The organism is Pseudomonas sp. ACN5 (assembly GCF_002303975.1).
Taxonomy (GTDB): Bacteria; Pseudomonadota; Gammaproteobacteria; order Pseudomonadales; family Pseudomonadaceae; genus Aquipseudomonas; species Aquipseudomonas laurylsulfatiphila.
In genome coordinates, this window is sequence record NZ_MRCP01000004.1 from 397175 (window position 1) to 413809 (window position 16635).

At 60.3% G+C, this 16635-nt stretch carries 14 protein-coding genes and 2 tRNA genes; 5 read left to right on the top strand and 11 right to left on the bottom strand.

What is annotated here, in order from left to right; genetic code table 11:
- Positions 1-53 precede the first annotated feature (53 nt).
- The 3 genes from BSF40_RS10455 (at position 54) to BSF40_RS10465 (ending at position 2121) form a co-directional block, all read left to right on the top strand.
- Entirely contained in the window at positions 54-812 is a 759-nt protein-coding gene (locus BSF40_RS10455; RefSeq protein WP_095965055.1) for a tRNA-uridine aminocarboxypropyltransferase, read from the top strand.
- A 218-nt stretch (positions 813-1030) separates the two neighbouring features.
- Positions 1031-1681, top strand: coding sequence for a response regulator transcription factor ErdR (erdR, locus tag BSF40_RS10460; protein ID WP_095965056.1), 651 nt, complete (start codon positions 1031-1033; stop codon positions 1679-1681).
- Positions 1682-1758: 77 nt separating this feature from the next.
- Entirely contained in the window at positions 1759-2121 is a 363-nt protein-coding gene (locus tag BSF40_RS10465; RefSeq protein WP_015093791.1) for a diacylglycerol kinase, read from the top strand.
- Here BSF40_RS10465 and BSF40_RS10470 read toward each other — a convergent pair.
- A complete protein-coding gene (locus tag BSF40_RS10470; RefSeq protein ID WP_015093792.1) occupies positions 2118-3044 on the bottom strand; it encodes a LysR family transcriptional regulator in 927 nt (308 codons plus the stop codon). The genes BSF40_RS10465 and BSF40_RS10470 overlap by 4 nt on opposite strands.
- A gap of 145 nt (positions 3045-3189) precedes the next feature.
- Between BSF40_RS10470 and fpr the strand changes: the two genes are divergently transcribed.
- Entirely contained in the window at positions 3190-3969 is a 780-nt protein-coding gene (fpr, locus tag BSF40_RS10475; RefSeq protein WP_003443014.1) for a ferredoxin-NADP reductase, read from the top strand.
- A gap of 157 nt (positions 3970-4126) precedes the next feature.
- On the opposite strand, the gene tsaA is transcribed toward fpr, so the two are convergent.
- The 6 genes from tsaA to rimO form a co-directional block, all read right to left on the bottom strand.
- Positions 4127-4825, bottom strand: coding sequence for a tRNA (N6-threonylcarbamoyladenosine(37)-N6)-methyltransferase TrmO (gene tsaA, locus BSF40_RS10480; RefSeq protein ID WP_095965057.1), 699 nt, complete (start codon positions 4823-4825; stop codon positions 4127-4129).
- A 184-nt stretch (positions 4826-5009) separates the two neighbouring features.
- Entirely contained in the window at positions 5010-5780 is a 771-nt protein-coding gene (locus BSF40_RS10485) for an SDR family oxidoreductase (protein WP_095965058.1), read from the bottom strand.
- A gap of 199 nt (positions 5781-5979) precedes the next feature.
- On the bottom strand, positions 5980-6450 hold the full coding sequence (locus tag BSF40_RS10490) for a DUF1456 family protein (RefSeq protein WP_007971161.1): 471 nt from the start codon (positions 6448-6450) through the stop codon (positions 5980-5982).
- Positions 6451-6526: 76 nt separating this feature from the next.
- Entirely contained in the window at positions 6527-7237 is a 711-nt protein-coding gene (locus BSF40_RS10495) for an rRNA pseudouridine synthase (protein WP_095965059.1), read from the bottom strand.
- Between the two features lie 189 nt (positions 7238-7426).
- The gene (locus tag BSF40_RS10500) at positions 7427-7900 is read right to left on the bottom strand and encodes a GNAT family N-acetyltransferase (RefSeq protein WP_095965060.1); all 474 of its coding nucleotides are present in this window, start codon (positions 7898-7900) and stop codon (positions 7427-7429) included.
- A 112-nt stretch (positions 7901-8012) separates the two neighbouring features.
- Positions 8013-9350 (bottom strand): 30S ribosomal protein S12 methylthiotransferase RimO, encoded by a 1338-nt coding sequence (gene rimO, locus BSF40_RS10505; RefSeq protein ID WP_025110809.1) that lies wholly within the window; start codon positions 9348-9350, stop codon positions 8013-8015.
- A 293-nt stretch (positions 9351-9643) separates the two neighbouring features.
- Here rimO and BSF40_RS10510 point away from each other — a divergent pair, with 293 nt between their 5' ends.
- A complete protein-coding gene (locus tag BSF40_RS10510; RefSeq protein WP_095965061.1) occupies positions 9644-11545 on the top strand; it encodes a potassium transporter Kup in 1902 nt (633 codons plus the stop codon).
- A 251-nt stretch (positions 11546-11796) separates the two neighbouring features.
- Here the strand turns inward: BSF40_RS10510 and BSF40_RS10515 are convergent, their stop codons facing one another.
- The 4 genes from BSF40_RS10515 to BSF40_RS10530 all read right to left on the bottom strand — a co-directional run bounded on the left by BSF40_RS10515 (position 11797) and on the right by BSF40_RS10530 (position 16397).
- Positions 11797-13092 (bottom strand): virulence factor family protein, encoded by a 1296-nt coding sequence (locus BSF40_RS10515; RefSeq protein ID WP_095965062.1) that lies wholly within the window; start codon positions 13090-13092, stop codon positions 11797-11799.
- A complete protein-coding gene (gene mprF / locus BSF40_RS10520) occupies positions 13092-15734 on the bottom strand; it encodes a bifunctional lysylphosphatidylglycerol flippase/synthetase MprF (protein WP_095965063.1) in 2643 nt (880 codons plus the stop codon). The genes BSF40_RS10515 and mprF overlap by 1 nt, the downstream gene beginning before the upstream one ends.
- A gap of 277 nt (positions 15735-16011) precedes the next feature.
- Positions 16012-16088 (bottom strand) — tRNA-Met (locus tag BSF40_RS10525).
- A 232-nt stretch (positions 16089-16320) separates the two neighbouring features.
- Positions 16321-16397, bottom strand: a tRNA-Met gene (locus BSF40_RS10530).
- Positions 16398-16635: the final 238 nt, after the last annotated feature.

Here is a 16635-nt window from a genome sequence, read left to right on the forward strand (position 1 = left end):
CCCTGTCGAGTGTTTTTCGTGTCGAGTTCCCTTCTCTGTGGGCGTTGCCCGCTATGAGCCCTACCCCCGCGCGCTTTGCCTTGAATGCCGTAGCCCGCTTGCGCGATCAGCGTGAGGAGGAGGGCATCAAGCCGATTCAGGCCCGCGGCTGGCGTGCGCCGCGTTGCCGTGACTGCCGGGTGATCGAGAGCCACTGCTTGTGCGCATGGCGTCCGCAGGTCGCGACCCGCTCCGGCGTGTGCCTGATCATGACCAACAAGGAAGTGTTCAAGCCGAGCAACACCGGTTGGCTGATCGCCGACGTGGTCCCTGACAACCACGCCTTCATCTGGTCCCGTACGGAGGTCGATCCGAAGTTGCTGGCGCTGTTGTCCGACCCGCAATGGCAGCCGTACCTGGTGTTTCCGGGTGAATATGTCGAGCCTGAGCGGGTGACAAACAGTGTGGATGTCGATGGCGCGAAGCGTCCGTTGTTCATTCTGTTGGACGCGACCTGGACCGAAGCACGAAAGATCTTTCGCAAGAGTCCCTATTTCGATCGATTGCCGATCCTCAGCCTGCTGCCCGAAAAACTCTCGCGCTACCGGTTGCGCCGCTCGACCCGTAGCGAGCATCTGTGCACGGCGGAAGTGGCGGCGCTGTGTCTCGACCTTGCGGGCGATGTCGACGCAGCCTCGGCGCTGGATGCCTACTTTGATGTGTTCAGCCAGCATTACCTCGACGCCAAACATCAGTTGGACATGAACGTTTCGACCCCGGCGCATGCCGAGTTGATGCCCTATGTCCAGTCGGTCACTCCATGGGTGGACTGATTGTCGCTCATACTGCAATAAACTGTACCGGGCATGCTGCTTGACCACCCTGGCTTCGCTGGGCATGCTTGGCGCCGATCAGGGTGCGGCCAGCGTTTGCAATGGCTTTTTTTGCGTTGAGCGTGCCTTGTCAGTGCAGCTCCATGGCTGTGCCTTGAGGTGCTTTGGCGAGGTCCGAATGCATCGGGCGTCTCATGAAAAACAGGATCACTTGAAAAATGGCCACATACGAAATCCTGATTGCCGATGACCACCCACTGTTTCGTAGTGCCTTGCATCAAGCGTTGACCCTGGGCCTTGGCCCGGATGTCCGTCTGGTGGAGGTGGCGAGCATTGCCGAACTGGAAGTCCGCCTGACGGAAAAATCCGACTGGGATCTGGTACTGCTGGACCTGAACATGCCGGGGGCCTACGGTTTTTCCGGGCTGGTCCTGCTGCGCGGTCAGTACCCGCAGATTCCGGTGGTCATGGTCTCGGCCCAGGAAGAGCCGACCATCATGGTCAAGTCCCGTGAGTTCGGCGCCAGTGGCTTCATTCCCAAATCCAGCGACTTGAGTGTGATCCAGAAAGCCGTGCGTGCGGTCCTCGATGGCGATGTGTTCTGGCCCCCGCAGGCGTTCGAAGCGGTCAGCGTTTCGGCAGAGGCCAAGGCGGCCAGCGAAGGCCTTGCCAGTCTGACGCCGCAGCAATTCCGCGTGCTGACCATGGTCTGCGAAGGCTTGCTGAACAAGCAGATCGCCTACGAGTTGAGTGTTTCCGAGGCGACTATCAAGGCGCACGTGACCGCGATTTTCCGTAAACTGAATGTGCGGACCCGGACCCAGGCTGCGCTGCTCTTGCAACAACTTGAGTCAACTTCCAGCCTTTAAAGGCTGGCAACTTCACGCTTTTTTGACTTTGGTTGAACTAGCTTTCCCACTTCCTTTTTTTGTCAGTTGCCCACTCTATGTCACCTTTCAAAGGCCAGACCGGTCTGAAACGTATTCTCAATGCCTCCGGTTATTCGCTGGATGGCCTGCGCGCAGCCTTCACCGGCGAAGCCGCTTTTCGGCAACTGGTATTGCTCAACGTCATCCTGATTCCCTTGTCGTTCTTCCTGAATGTCAGCCGGGTCGAACAGGCGTTGTTAATCGCGGTCTGCCTGTTGGCGTTGATCGTCGAGTTGCTCAATTCGGCCGTGGAAGCGGCCATCGACCGCATTTCCCTCGAACGGCACCCGCTGTCCAAGAATGCCAAGGACATGGGCAGTGCCGCCCAGTTCGTGGCATTGAGCATGATTGCCCTGGTGTGGGCGGTCATCCTGCTCTAAGCGATCGTCGGCAGCACGATCTCGTCGCTGCGCTGAACCCCGGCGGTGAAGGCGCGGCACAGATCGAGGAATTCGCGCATCGCCGAGGTCTGATATTTCTGTTTATGCCAGATGAAATAAAACTGTCGCGCCAGATCCAGATCCGGCGTTTCGACAGGCACCAGGCTGCCGCGGCGAAATGCGTCGCGCAAAGCCAGCCGGGAAATGCAGCCAATTCCCAAACCTGACTCCACCGCGCGCTTGATCGCTTCGGTGTGCTCAAGCTCCAGACGGATATTCAAGGAAGAACGGTGATGACGCATGGCTTGATCGAAGGTCAACCGTGTGCCGGAACCCTGTTCGCGCAAGATCCACGCTTCGTGGCTCAACTCGTCCATGGTGGCCGTGCCGCGCTGGGCCAGCGGATGCTGAGGGGCGCAAAACACCACCAGTTCGTCCTCGACCCAGCTTTGCACTTCGATGTCCGGGTGACTGCAATCGCCTTCGATCAGACCCAGGTCAATTTCATAGTGGGCCACCTGTTGCACAATGTTGGCAGTGTTCTGCACGTGCAACTTCACCTGGCTTTCCGGATGGCGCTGCATGAAGCTGCCGATCAGCAGGGTGGCCAGGTAATTGCCGATGGTCAGGGTCGCGCCCACGGCCAGCGAGCCGAAACCGGACTTGCCGTTGAGCAGGTCTTCGATTTCCTTGGCCTGGTCCAGCAGGGCGACCGCTTGCGGCAATAGTTGTTTACCGAGGGCGTTCAGGCTCAGCCGTTTGCCGGCGCGGTCGAACAGTTGGCAGCTGCACTGGCGCTCCAGTTCGGTGATCGAGGTGCTCGCCGCCGATTGCGAGAGGTTGAGCAGGCCCGCAGCACGGGACACGCTTTCCTGCTGGGCGACGGCGACGAATACTTGAAGTTGACGGAGAGTAAATCGCATATCGATATAACCGATAACCCTTATCTTAATAATCCATTTAACAGATATTGTCTCTGCCTTTAGAATGCGATGCAATTGCGCAGAGCTGGCTTTCTTGCAGAGCACACCGAACACGCGCAGACCAATCTCCAGGAGTCCCACGTACATGAGCAACATGAACCACGAGCGTGTCCTCAGTGTTCACCACTGGAACGACACTCTGTTCAGCTTCAAGTGCACCCGTGATCCGGGTCTGCGCTTCGAGAACGGTCAGTTCGTGATGATCGGCCTGCAACAACCCAACGGCCGCCCGCTTATGCGCGCTTACTCGATTGCCAGCCCGAACTGGGAAGAGCATCTCGAGTTCTTCAGCATCAAGGTGCCTGATGGTCCGCTGACTTCGCAGTTGCAGCATCTGAAGGAAGGCGACGAGATCATCATCAGCAAGAAGCCTACCGGCACGCTGGTGCTGGACGACTTGAAGCCTGGCAAACATTTGTACCTGCTCAGCACCGGTACCGGCCTGGCGCCGTTCATGAGCGTCATCCAGGACCCGGAAACCTACGAGCGTTTCGAAAAAGTGATCCTGTGCCACGGCGTGCGTTACGTCAACGAAGTCGCTTACCGCGAGTTCATCACCGAGCACCTGCCGCAGAACGAATTCTTCGGCGAAGCGCTGCGTGACAAGTTGATCTACTACCCGACCGTGACCCGCGAGCCGTTCGAGAACGAAGGTCGCCTGACCGACCTGATGCGCAGCGGCAAGCTGTTCAGCGACATCGGTCTGCCTCCGATCAACCCGCAGGACGACCGCGCCATGCTGTGCGGCAGCCCGAGCATGCTCGACGAGACCAGCGAAGTGCTGAACAGCTTCGGCCTGAAGGTTTCGCCGCGGATGCGCGAGCCGGGTGACTACCTGATCGAGCGTGCGTTCGTAGAGAAGTGACCGGAACCCTGTGGGAGCGGGCTTGCTCGCGAAGACGGATTGTCATTCAACATCATCGTTGAGTTTTAAATCGCTTTCGCGAGCAAGCCCGCTCCCACATAAAGCCAAAGCCCGCGTTGCCTGTGAAGGCAGCGCGGGCTTTTTGCATTTTCGGCGTTCAGGTTTTCGCGGGAATGACTTCCAGGATGCGGATCAGCTCCGGTGTCGGGTAATGCCAACGCACATCCAGATCCCAGAACTGCGCGCCGTATTCCCGCTCGGGTGCCGGCGTTTGATAGGCCGGGCGTGGGTCTTGCGCCAGGCATTGCTCGATCAGCTCAACCAAAGGCTCATCAAGGCGCCGGGCATGCTCGTGAGCCTGCAGCAGCGCTGAGTCCGTCCACTGCACGGGAATCAGCCTTGGCGCAGCGCTGGCGATGCTGTTGGCGGCTGTATCGATGATGTCGGCGTAGGGCACGTAGGGCTTGATATCGAGAATCGGTGTGCCATCCAGCAGATCGATGCCCGAGATCCACAGGCGGTTGGCTTCGACCCTGTCCAGTTTCACCACTGATTGCCCGATGCCATTGGGGCGGTGGGTGGCGCGGGTGGCAAACACGCCCATGGATTTATTGCCGCCGAGGCGAGGGGGGCGGACCTTCAGGCGAGGCTTTTCTTCCAGGGCCTGGTGGAACAGGAACAGCAGCCACACGTGGCTGACCTGCTCCAGGCCCTGCACTGCATCCCCTTGATCGAACGGAGCCACCAGTTCCAGTACCCCACGGGCGGCCGGGGCCAGTTGTGGCTGGCGCGGAATGGCGAACTTCTCCTTGAAGCAGGAGCGCACGAAGCCGATGGGGGAAACGCTGTAGGTCATGATTTGAGGTCGAGGCGGGAAGAGGGGGGCATGATAACTCACGTGACCTCTAGCCCGGTGGCGCCTGTCAGTCCGTCATCGCGGGCAAGCCACGCTCCCACAGGTTTTGTGATGGACACAAATTTTGTGTGCGCTCTAGAACCCTGTGGGAGCGGGCTTGCCCGGGAAGGCCGCACCGCCGATTTCAGAGACTGAACCCGCCATCCAGCGCAATGATGTTCCCGGTCATGTAGGCCCCCGCGGTACTCGCCAGACTGATCGCCAGCGCCGCCATCTCTTCCTCGCGGCCCCAACGCTTCATGGGAATCAGCGCCGTATCCTCAGCCAATGCCTGTTCATCATCGCCAATGTGCCGGGTCATCTTGCTCGGAAAACGCCCCGGGGCGATCACATTGACATTGATGTGCTGGCTCACCAGTTCGCGCGCCAGAATCCTCGACAGTTGATGCAGCGCCGCCTTGCTCGGCCCGTAGGCATACGCCTGTTCGCCGAACGATGAAATCCCGGCCACCGAACCAATGTTGATGATCCGCGCGGGATTCTGCGCTGAACCGGCCTTGCGCAGCAGGGGCAGCAATTGCTGGATACAGTTGAATACCGATGTCACGTTGAGCTGCATGACTTTTTCCCAGCCCTTGATCGGGTAGCTCTCCAGTGGTGCACCCCAGGTGGTGCCGGCATTGTTCACCAGGATGTCCAGTTGGGAAATCTGCTCGCCCAGGCGTGTGGCCAGTTGCAGGACGCCCTCTTCGGTGGCGAGGTTGGCCACCATGGCGTGGCAGTGTCCGAGCGCTCCGAGTTCGTCGGCGGTTTGCCGGCAGGCTTCGGCGTCGCGGGCGCAGACGTACACGGTGGCGCCCGCCTCGAGGTAGGCCTTGGCGATCATCTTGCCGATACCACGGGTGCCGCCGGTCACCAGGGCGGTGCGGCCTTGCAGGGAAAAGTAGGGATGCATGGCGAATCCTGAGAACTGAGGTCTTTACACCCTAGTCGTCAGCCGCGGTCAGCGGAGCCATTATTTTCGAAGAGAATGAGGGGGCATTCGGCCTTGTAGGAGCTGGCCAGCGATGGTCGCTAACGATGACGCGTGTTTGCTGGATAATCGCGGCGTTGTCGAATCCATCGCGAGCAAGCTCGCTCCTACAGGGAACGGTTTACTGCGGGCGCACTCGCAGAGTCAGCCCCTTGAGGAAATTGCGCAGCAACTGGTCGCCGCACGGGCGATAGTTGGTATGGCCGAACTTGCGGAACAGCGCGCTCAGCTCAGGCTTGGACACCGGGAACTCGGCGGCCTTGAGGATCGCGTGCATGTCGTCTTCCTTCAACTCGAACGCGACCCGCAGTTTTTTCAGGATGATGTTGTTGGTCACCGGCACTTCGATCGGCTGCGGCGGACGGCTTTCGTCCTTGCCGCGCTTGAAGATCACCAGGCCGTCGAGGAAATGTGCCATGACTTCGTCCGGGCAGCGTACAAAGCCTTCCTCGTCTTCCTCTTTCTTGTCGAGATAGGTCACCAGGTCTGCCAGGGTCACGTCCAGGCCGCCGAGCTTGATGATCTCGATGACTTTCTTGTCGCTGATGTCGAGCATGTAGCGCACGCTGCGCAATACGTCGTTATGAATCATGTGTGCAGTCCTGATAATTCAGCTATGGGTGCCGCCGAAAACAGCAGCACCGAAAAGTGTGGCGGTGCGCAAAGCCTTAGAACTTCTCTTTGCCGGACAAGTAGCGCCATTGCCCCACGGGCACTTTGCCGATGGACACGCCGCCGATGCGGATGCGGCGGATGGCGACGACCTTCAGGCCGACGGCCTGGCACAGCAGGGCGATGATGCCCGGTTGCGGGTTCTTCATGGCAAAGCGCAGGCGGTTTTCGTTCTGCCAGCTGGCCTTGACCGTCGGCAATTCCTTGCCCTTGTAGGTCAGGCCATGGTTCAGACGGTTGAGGCCGTGAGCCACCATCTCGCCTTCAACCTCGACCACATACTCTTGCTCGATCTTGCTGGAGTCGGCGGTGAGCTTGCGCAGGATTTTCCAGTCCTGGGTGAACACCAGCAGCCCGCTGGCGTTGGCCTGCAGGTCGGTGCTGGCGGTCAGGCGCAGGAAGTGCCCACGCAAGGGGCGCTTGCCGTAACGGTGTTCTTCGCTCAGGGTCTCGGCGCCGAGGGTGGCCATGGCGGTGTCTGCGTCCATGCCGGCCGGCACGTTGAGCAGCAGGGTCACCGGTTCTGGCGCGGTGGCCTTGGCTTCTGGATCAAGCTCGACTTTCTGGGTGTCGACCTTGAATTGCGGCTCGTCGATGACCACGCCGTCGACGGTGACCCAGCCGCCCTCGATGAACAGCTCAGCCTCCCGACGGGAACAGCCGACGAGTTCGATGAGGCGTTTGGAGAGACGAATCGGGTCAGTCATGTCAGGGCCGTAACAAAAAGGGGGTGGGCATTGTACCTGCCTGGCGCCGGTTAATCCCGGTTCCATTTACGCTGTTTGACTTTTGTGGGAGCGGGCTTGCTCGCGAAGGCGGTGTGTCAGCTAACATAATTGTTGAAGTTGATGACCCCTTCGCGAGCAAGCCCGCTCCCACAGTGGTTTTGTGTTGTGTCAGCCATGTCGGGAGTGTTGCTGGCTTTGACGCATACGCATGTGCAACAACGGATACGGCTGGCCCATGCCATCGACTTCCGAGCGACCGATGACCTCGAAACCCTGTTTGAAGTAAAAGCCGAGGGCTTGCGGGTTCTGTTCGTTGACGTCCAGTTCATCGGCGTTCAGGTGTTCCAGGGCATAACGCAACAATTTCTTGCCCAGGCCCTGGCCACGATGGTCGGGGTCGATGAAGAGCATTTCGATCTTGCCGGCCGCGACGCCGGCGAATCCGGTGATGCGCTGGTTCGAATCCTTGGTGCAGATCAGCATCACCGAGTCGAGGTAGCGGGTCAGCACCAGGTTTTTCAGCAGTTCGATGTAGCTGTCGGGCAGGAAGTCGTGGGTGGCGCGCACCGAGGCCTCCCAGACCCGGGTCAATTCTTCGTAGTCGCCGAGTTTCGGCGTGTGGATGACCGAATGCTGACGCATGCCCGTCTGCCTCTTATGCAGTGGTTGATAGGAATCCTTCCATGTGCAAACGATAGCCGTAAAAAAGCCCCGCATCTCGTCAAGAGAGCGGGGCTTTTTGTATTTTTTGCGTTTAGATCTGTTCAGCCCACAGGTCGTATTCGTCGGCGTCGGTCACTTTGCACCAGACCTTGTCGCCCGGCTTGAGGTTGCTGCCGTTGTCGATGAATACGTTGCCGTCGATTTCCGGGGCATCGAAGAAGCAGCGGCCCACCGCGCCTTGCTCGTCGACTTCATCGACCAGCACTTCGATTTCACGGCCGATGCGCATTTGCAGGCGCGCCGAGCTGATGGCCTGCTGGTGCGCCATGAAGCGCTCCCAACGGTCCTGCTTGACGTCGTCCGGGACGACTTCCAGGTCCAGGTCATTGGCCGGTGCGCCTTCAACCGGCGAGTACTGGAAGCAGCCGACACGGTCGAGTTGCGCTTCGGTCAGCCAGTTCAGCAGGTACTGGAAGTCCTCTTCGGTTTCGCCCGGGAAGCCGACGATGAAGGTCGAGCGGATGATCAGGTCCGGGCAGATTTCGCGCCAGTTCTTGATGCGTGCCAGGGTCTTGTCTTCGAAGGCCGGGCGCTTCATCGACTTCAACACCTTCGGGCTGGCGTGCTGGAACGGGATGTCCAGGTACGGCAGGATCTTGCCGGCGGCCATCAGCGGGATCAGCTCGTCAACGTGCGGGTACGGGTAAACGTAGTGCAGGCGAACCCAGACGCCGAGGGTGCTCAGGGCTTCGCAGAGTTCGGTCATGCGGGTTTTCACCGGCGCGCCGTTCCAGAAACCGGTGCGGTATTTCACGTCGACGCCATAGGCACTGGTGTCCTGGGAAATCACCAGCAGCTCCTTGACGCCGGACTTGACCAGGCGCTGGGCCTCGTCGAGCACGTCGCCCACCGGACGGCTGACCAGTTTGCCGCGCATCGACGGGATGATGCAGAAGCTGCAGCTGTGGTTGCAGCCTTCGGAAATCTTCAGGTAGGCGTAGTGGCGCGGAGTCAGTTTGATGCCTTGTGGCGGCACCAGATCGATCAGCGGGTTGTGGTCCTGGCGTGGCGGCACGACTTCGTGCACGGCGTTGACCACTTGCTCGTACTGCTGCGGACCGGTCACGGCCAGCACGCTCGGGTGTACGTCGCGAATGTTGCCTTCTTCGACGCCCATGCAGCCGGTCACGATGACCTTGCCGTTTTCCTTGATGGCTTCGCCGATCACTTCCAGGGACTCGGCCTTGGCCGAATCGATGAAGCCGCAGGTGTTGACCACCACGACGTCGGCGTCCTGGTAGGTGGACACCACGTCATAGCCTTCCATGCGCAGCTGGGTAAGGATGCGCTCGGAGTCGACCAGTGCTTTGGGGCAACCCAGGGATACGAAGCCAACCTTTGGATTGGCCGGCGCAGGAGTGGTGGACATGTCTAACCTCGGTATTTTGTGACGCCGCTTGCCGGGCAGGGCAAAACCGACGGACGGGCGCTTGAATGGCGCCTCTGATCAAAAAGTGCGCAATTCTAGCGATGAGTCGCTCACTTGACCAGCTTTATGCGGGGAAATGCGACGAGTGCTGCGCTATGCTTCGCGCCGTTACGCTTTACTGGTTTTTTACAGTCAACTAAACGTCTGTAACCTGATGTAAAACAGCGCATGCTGCACGACAAAGCATAGTGCTTCTTTCAAACAAGCCCGGGTCTGAGAAGTAGGAGTGGTGGATGGGTCAGGCAAGTAGTCAGGCTGCCGGTGCCGAGCATTCGGCGGTGAAGCCGATCGGCATGCTGGTCGCGGCAGTCGGGGTTGTTTATGGCGATATCGGCACCAGTCCGTTGTACACCCTCAAAGAAGTGTTTTCCGGAGGCTATGGTGTGCCGGTCAACCATGACGGGGTGCTGGGGATCCTGGCGCTGATCTTTTGGTCGCTGATCTGGGTCGTGTCGATCAAGTACATGATGTTTGTGCTGCGCGCCGACAACCAGGGCGAAGGCGGGATCATGGCCTTGACCGCGCTGGCGCGGCGGGCGGCGGCGGGACACGCCAAATTACGCACGTTGCTGGTGGTCTGCGGACTGATCGGTGCGGCGTTGTTCTATGGTGACAGCATGATTACCCCGGCGATTTCCGTGCTTTCGGCAATTGAAGGCCTGGGCCTGGCATTCGATGGCATCGATCATTGGGTCGTGCCACTGTCGCTGGTGGTGCTGGTCGCGCTGTTTCTTATTCAGAGTCACGGTACCGCGCGGATCGGCATTCTGTTCGGGCCGATCATGGTGACCTGGTTCCTTGTGCTGGGCGCACTGGGCGTCTATGGCATCAGCCAGCATCCGGAAGTCCTGCAAGCGATGAACCCGGTATGGGGTGTACGTTTCTTCATGGTCCATCCGGGCATGGGCGTGACGATTCTCGGCGCCGTGGTGCTGGCATTGACCGGTGCCGAGGCTCTTTACGCGGACATGGGCCACTTCGGTCGCAAGCCGATCGCTCGTGCCTGGTTCATCCTCGTGCTGCCGGCGCTGGTGCTGAACTATTTCGGTCAGGGTGCCTTGCTGCTGGGCGACCCGGAAGCGGCGCGTAACCCGTTCTACCTGTTGGCACCGAGCTGGGCATTGATCCCTCTGGTCGGTCTGTCGACCCTGGCCACAGTGATTGCCTCACAAGCGGTGATTTCCGGTGCGTTCTCCCTGACCCGTCAGGCGATCCAGCTCGGTTACATTCCGCGTATGCACATCCGGCACACCTCCAGCGCCGAACAGGGCCAGATCTACATCGCCGCGGTGAACTGGGCGCTGATGGTCGGCGTGGTGCTGTTGGTGCTGGGTTTTGAATCCTCCGGTGCCCTGGCCTCGGCCTACGGTGTGGCGGTGACCGGGACCATGCTGATGACCAGTATCCTGGTGTCTGCGGTGATCCTGTTGCTGTGGAAGTGGCCACCGGTGCTTGTGGTGCCGATCCTGTTGGGTTTCCTGCTGGTAGACGGTGTGTACTTCGCCGCCAACGTGCCGAAAATCGTTCAGGGCGGTGCATTTCCGGTGATCGCCGGTTTCGCGCTGTTTGTGCTGATGACCACCTGGAAGCGCGGCAAGCAGTTGCTGGTCGAGCGCATCGATGAGGGTGGTTTGCCGCTGCCGATCTTTATCAGCAGCATCGCGGTACAACCGCCCCATCGCGTGCAGGGCACGGCAGTGTTCCTCACTGCGCGACCGGACGCCGTGCCCCACGCGCTGTTACACAACTTGTTGCATAACCAGGTACTGCACGAGCAAGTGGTGCTGCTGACGGTGGTCTACGAAGACATCCCGCGGGTGCCGCCATCGCGACGGTTCGAGGTCGATGCCTACGGCGAAGGTTTCTTCCGGGTGATCCTGCACTTCGGCTTCACCGACGAGCCGGACGTACCGAAGGCGTTGAAGCTGTGTCACCTTGATGAACTGGACTTCAGCCCGATGCGCACGACGTACTTCCTCAGTCGCGAGACGGTCATCGCCTCCAAGCTCGAAGGCATGTCGCGCTGGCGTGAGGCGCTGTTTGCCTTCATGTTGCAGAACGCCAATGGCAATTTGCGTTTCTTCAATCTGCCGCTGAACCGGGTGATTGAGTTGGGGACGCAGGTCGAGATGTAAGCGCCCCACAAAAAGCCCCCGTTGCCCTTGTGGCAGCGGGGGCTTTTTTGTGGGCGAGTGCAAAGCTGGAAGGCTATGAAGATCCAGTGTGGGAGCGGGCTTGCTCGCGAAAGCGGTGTGTCAGATTCATCTATGTCGCCTGATCCACCGTCTTCGCGAGCAAGCCCGCTCCCACAGGGGATCTGTGGTGTTCGAGAATCAGAAAGCCCCCGGAACCTTAAGGTAGCGAGGGCTTTTTGCAGGCTGTCAGATCACTCTGCAGCCGCCGTTTCCTTCACCTGCCGCTTCTCGATCACCTCCACCAGACGCTTGGCCAGCGCCGGGTAGTTCTCGTCGAAGTGGTGGCCGCCAGGCAGCTTGATGGCTTCGCCCACCGCGGTCTTGTCGGTGCAGCCACTCTCGTCGGTTTCTTCTTCGCCGTAGATGCACACCACTTTGGCGGCTGGCAGCTTGGCCATTTCCGGGCCGGTGGCGGCTTCCTTGCCGGCGTTGCCGAGCCAGCCTTCGACTTCGATTTCGAAGCTGCCGGTGCGGGCGAAGGCCAGCAGGATGATCGCGTCGACGCGCTGCTGTTCCGATTCGGCCAGGCGGTTGTAGATCGCCGGCAGAACATCGGCACCGAATGAGTAACCGGTCAGGATGAAGCGCTTGGTGCCCCATTTCTGCCGGTAGTGCTGCATCAGTTCGGTCAGGTCCAGTGCGCTTTGCTCAGGGCTCTTGTGCTGCCAGTAGTAGCGCAGGGTGTCGATGCCGACCACCGGGTAGCCGATCTTGGCCATCTCGCCCGCCACGTCGCGGTCGAGGTCGCGCCAGCCGCCGTCACCGGACAGGAACAGGGTCACGGTGTCCCTGGCCTGGCCGGCTGGCACTTCGACCACCGGAATCTGCAGGCCGCCAGCGGCTTTGTCGCCGCCGACGAGGATCTTGCGCAGTTCGTTGTTCAGTACTTGCGGCAGGTTGATGTCGTAGTCGCTGATGCTGGTTTCGGCGTTCGGTTGATCACGCACGAAGCCGGCACTGGTGTCGTCCGGGTTGTCGTTCCACGCGACCAGCCAGTGACCGTGGGCAGCGCTTTTGGGCAGCAGGTGAGTGCAGCCACCCTTTTCCAGGGCCAGGTCGACCGAGACGGCCTGGGCCTTGTCATTCTTCTGCTCGGACAACCAGCGCCAGGCCAGCACGGCACCCGGGCCGATGCCGCTGACCAGGGTTGCCGGGCCTTCGAGTTCTCTCAGGCCCGATTGCAGGGCGCGACTTTGCAGCAGGCAGTCCTTGGGCAGGATCACCTGGACAATCTGCGCCGAGCCACTGCGGCTCAGGGTCATCAATTGTTTGTCGCTGAGTTTCTGGTCTTCGTTGACCGCCACCAGCACCTGGGCGCGTGGCGTGGTGCCGGGGATGACACGGGTCATCGCCGCACCGTCGGTCGGGGTCAGCCATTCGAGGGTCGGTTCCGGTGCCGGGCGTTTCAGGTACCAGAAACCGCCAGCGAGAATCAGGGCCACTATCACCAGTGTGCCCAAAACATACCGCAAGGAGCGTTGAATCATCAGCGTTTCACCAATCCGGTCAAGCCGCCCGCGATCAGGGCGGCAGTGTCGGCCAGCGCAACCAGCGGATCGAGTCCGGCGGGCACGGCCATATAACGGGGTTCCCAATCAGGCTGGAACTTGTCTTTGAAGCGGCGTAAACCCTGGAAGTTGTACAGCTGCTCACCACGGCGGAATACCATCGAGCCCAGGCGCTGGGTCAATGGCGCGCCGCGACGGGGTTGCAACCCCGACAACGGCACCATGCCCAGGCTGAAACGCGCGTATCCATGGTTTTTATAATGTTGAATCAGGCCGACCATCATGAATTCCATGGTCAGCTTCGGCGCGTCCGGGTGCGCGCGCATCAGGTCGAGGCTGGCCAGGTCATGGCCGTAGGTCTCGAGCAAGTTGGCGAACGCCACCGGGCGTCCTTCGAAGCGAATCACCGCAATGCGGAAATACTTGAGGTAGTCATCGCTGAAACGGCCCAGCGAAAAGCCTTTCTCGCGGACGTTCTTGCCGGTCAGCCAGGCATCGGAAATCACCTTGAGTTCATCCATCGGCGCCTGGCCCGGTTCGAAGATCTCCAGCGACAGGCCGTCACGGGTGCCACGGTTCCAGGTGTAGCGCAGGTCCTTCATCTCCTTGCCCTTGGCTTCGAGATCAAAACGCTTGAGATCGACCCGGGCTTCTTCGCCGAGCTTGATCGCGGTCAGGCCGATGTCCATGTAGTACGGCAGGTTTTCCGCGCGTACCTGATAGAACACGGGGCGGGCGTGGTGGATGTCGCACAGGTCGCGGAACTGCCAGATCATTTCCGCCCGTTGCTGGCCCGGGCCGATCGGGTCATACAGCGCCACCAGGCTGCGGCCGCGACGGGCGTACATCAGGAATGCCTCGTCGTTGGGGTGGAACAGCAGCGCCTTGTCACCGGTCAGGGCCAGGCCGCCATCGGGTTGCGCGGAGGCCATGAGGATCTTGCTGGCGCGCTCCAGCTCCTCGGGTGTCGGCAGGTGAATGACCGGGCGCGCGGTGCGCAGCAACCAGGTCAGCGACACCACTACCAGCAGCACGGCGGCCCCGAGCAGTGAACGCAGGCCGCGAGGGGCATCGGCGTCCAGAGTGAATTGCCACCAGAGTTGATGACTGTACGGAACGTCCTGATAGGCGAACAGCAGCAACCAGATCGACGCCCCGAGCACGCACAGGCTTGCCACCAGGTACAGCGGCGAGAACGGTACTTCGGTCAGGCGGCTGGGGCGGTAGAACGAGCGGCGGAATACCCCGAGCAGGCTCGCCGTCAGCACCAGCAGGCTGGCTTCTTCCCAGTCGAAACCTTTGAGCAGCGAGAGCAGGGCGCCGACCAGCAACAGGATGGTGGTCAGCATCCACGCGGCCGACAACCGGCGGCGCAGGCCCTGGGCCAGCAACAGGCAAAGCACGCCGACCAGGCTGGCGCCGAAGTGCGAAGCGTCGACCAGTCGATGGGGGATCAGAAAGCCGATGTGTTCCAGGCGGGTGTCGATTTCCGGGGTGGCGCCGGAGAACAGCAGGACCACACCAGACAGAAACACTAGCACTGCCAGAATCGGCGCCGCCAGGCCCGAGGCCGCGCGCAATGTCTGGCGGGTCTGGAACAGGCGCTGACCTTCGTTGACCAGTAACAGCAGGCAGGCCACCAGCAAGGGCAGGACCACGTAGATCAGGCGATAGAGCAGCAGGGCGGCCGCCAGTGGCGCAGCACCCAGGGTGTCGGAAAAGGCCGCCAGCAAGATCGCCTCGAACACCCCGACACCGCCCGGCACGTGGCTGAGCACACCGGCAGCCAAGGCCAGCAGGTACACCAGAATGAACGCACCAAAGGGCGGCGTTTCCGGCAGCAGCAGATACAGCACCGTTGCGGCGGCGGCAACGTCCAGGGCGGTGATGATCAATTGCAGGAACGTCAGGCGAGTTCCTGGAAGGCGCAAGGTGCGGCGCCCGATCCTGACCAGCAGGTTGTCCGGGTAAGGCTGTTCCGGCAACCGGCGACGGTAGATACCGATGGCCAGCACCGAAAACAGCACGAGCACGGCGCTCGCCACTACGCCAAGCAATGTCTCGGAGAGTCCCAGGGCGGTGGCCGCGGCAGGCAGGTCGCTGAGCGTCGCCAAGGCGGCCAGCGGCGGTAGGGCGCAACCCAGCGAGAGGCTGGCGAACAGCGTCATGCGGGCGACTTCAGCCGCTCCCAGGCCATGACGGGCATAGAGGCGATAGCGCACCGAGCCGCCCGACAACATTGAAAGGCCGATGGCGTTGCCGATGGCAAAGGCTGTGAAGCCACCCAGCGCCAACTCGCGCGGTGCCAGGCTCACCCCGGCATAGCGGCTGGCCGACCATTCGTAGCCGAGCAGAATGATGAAGCCCACCACGGTTGCGCCCAGTGCGCCCATCAAGGCAGGTTTCGGAACTTCGAGGATCGAGTCGTGCAGTGCGTAAAGGTCGAGCTCGCTCAGCAGGTGGCGACAGGCAATCAGCGCGATCGCGAACAACAGCAGGGTGATCGCCAGGCCAATGGGTTGGCGGAATTTGCTCAATCGATCAAGCAGGTGCAAACGCTCAGCCTTGATCGGTTGTGTCGCTGTGACAGTGTCTTGTGAATCAGACGAGTTGGCGCGCATCAATCACCTCTTGGATTGTGCGCGACAGGATGGGGGTATCCAGCCAAGTTACCAATCCCTGTAGAAAAAAATAATCACAAATATTAATGCCTGTCACCGGGCGGCGGGGACGGCGCGACATCAGTCGTGAGGGCTTCAGCCTGCGATTGAGCATAGTCTGAACCCGGCGCATGGGGGGCCCCAAACGGCTTGCTGCACAGTGACAGATCATTGTTGCGAAAGGACTTTTTCAACAGATACAAAAAAGGCCACTCTTTCGAGTAGCCTTTTTGATGTTTGGTTGCGGGAGCCGGATTTGAACCGACGACCTTCGGGTTATGAGCCCGACGAGCTACCAGACTGCTCCATCCCGCGTCTGTGTGGCGGCATTCTATAGAGATACGCCGGGGTGTCAACCGTTAATCCTGAAGCAGGTCAAATAAACGTTGAATTGCGGCAAACGGTCGCAGCGATGGCCTAAGTTTCGGAATCAGAACGATTTCCGGTTTCGGTCCCGTTGAGCGTCCTGGCATTGTTTCGGCGTTCGGTGCTACAAAACGAGCGCGCACAAAAAAGGCCACTCTTTCGAGTAGCCTTTTTTGATGTTTGGTTGCGGGAGCCGGATTTGAACCGACGACCTTCGGGTTATGAGCCCGACGAGCTACCAGACTGCTCCATCCCGCGTCTGTGTGTCGGCATTCTATAGAGATACGCCGGGGTGTCAACCTTCAATTCAGATAAAACCTGTTCATCTTCAATCGGTTAGCTTGCCGATGAGCGGGTTGGTCCGCCTGTGAGGCAGGCGGAGCAAGGCCTGCGGCTCTATCGGGAATGTTTTTCTGATTGAAAAAATAAATTTACCAGCGACATTTCCCACGCGTCGAAAAGAACATTCAGACTACTGGTGCTATATACAGGTGTC

Coding starts and splice junctions, on each gene's coding strand:
- tsaA (WP_095965057.1), bottom strand. CDS start 4,825: ATGACCTACAGCGTTTCCCCCATCGGCTTCGTGCGCTCCTGCTTCAAG.
- rimO (WP_025110809.1), bottom strand. CDS start 9,350: ATGTCCACCACTCCTGCGCCGGCCAATCCAAAGGTTGGCTTCGTATCC.
- BSF40_RS10465 (WP_015093791.1), top strand. CDS start 1,759: ATGTCACCTTTCAAAGGCCAGACCGGTCTGAAACGTATTCTCAATGCC.
- erdR (WP_095965056.1), top strand. CDS start 1,031: ATGGCCACATACGAAATCCTGATTGCCGATGACCACCCACTGTTTCGT.
- BSF40_RS10515 (WP_095965062.1), bottom strand. CDS start 13,092: ATGATTCAACGCTCCTTGCGGTATGTTTTGGGCACACTGGTGATAGTG.
- BSF40_RS10500 (WP_095965060.1), bottom strand. CDS start 7,900: ATGCGTCAGCATTCGGTCATCCACACGCCGAAACTCGGCGACTACGAA.
- fpr (WP_003443014.1), top strand. CDS start 3,190: ATGAGCAACATGAACCACGAGCGTGTCCTCAGTGTTCACCACTGGAAC.
- BSF40_RS10470 (WP_015093792.1), bottom strand. CDS start 3,044: ATGCGATTTACTCTCCGTCAACTTCAAGTATTCGTCGCCGTCGCCCAG.
- BSF40_RS10510 (WP_095965061.1), top strand. CDS start 9,644: ATGGGTCAGGCAAGTAGTCAGGCTGCCGGTGCCGAGCATTCGGCGGTG.
- BSF40_RS10495 (WP_095965059.1), bottom strand. CDS start 7,237: ATGACTGACCCGATTCGTCTCTCCAAACGCCTCATCGAACTCGTCGGC.
- BSF40_RS10490 (WP_007971161.1), bottom strand. CDS start 6,450: ATGATTCATAACGACGTATTGCGCAGCGTGCGCTACATGCTCGACATC.
- BSF40_RS10455 (WP_095965055.1), top strand. CDS start 54: ATGAGCCCTACCCCCGCGCGCTTTGCCTTGAATGCCGTAGCCCGCTTG.
- BSF40_RS10485 (WP_095965058.1), bottom strand. CDS start 5,780: ATGCATCCCTACTTTTCCCTGCAAGGCCGCACCGCCCTGGTGACCGGC.
- mprF (WP_095965063.1), bottom strand. CDS start 15,734: ATGCGCGCCAACTCGTCTGATTCACAAGACACTGTCACAGCGACACAA.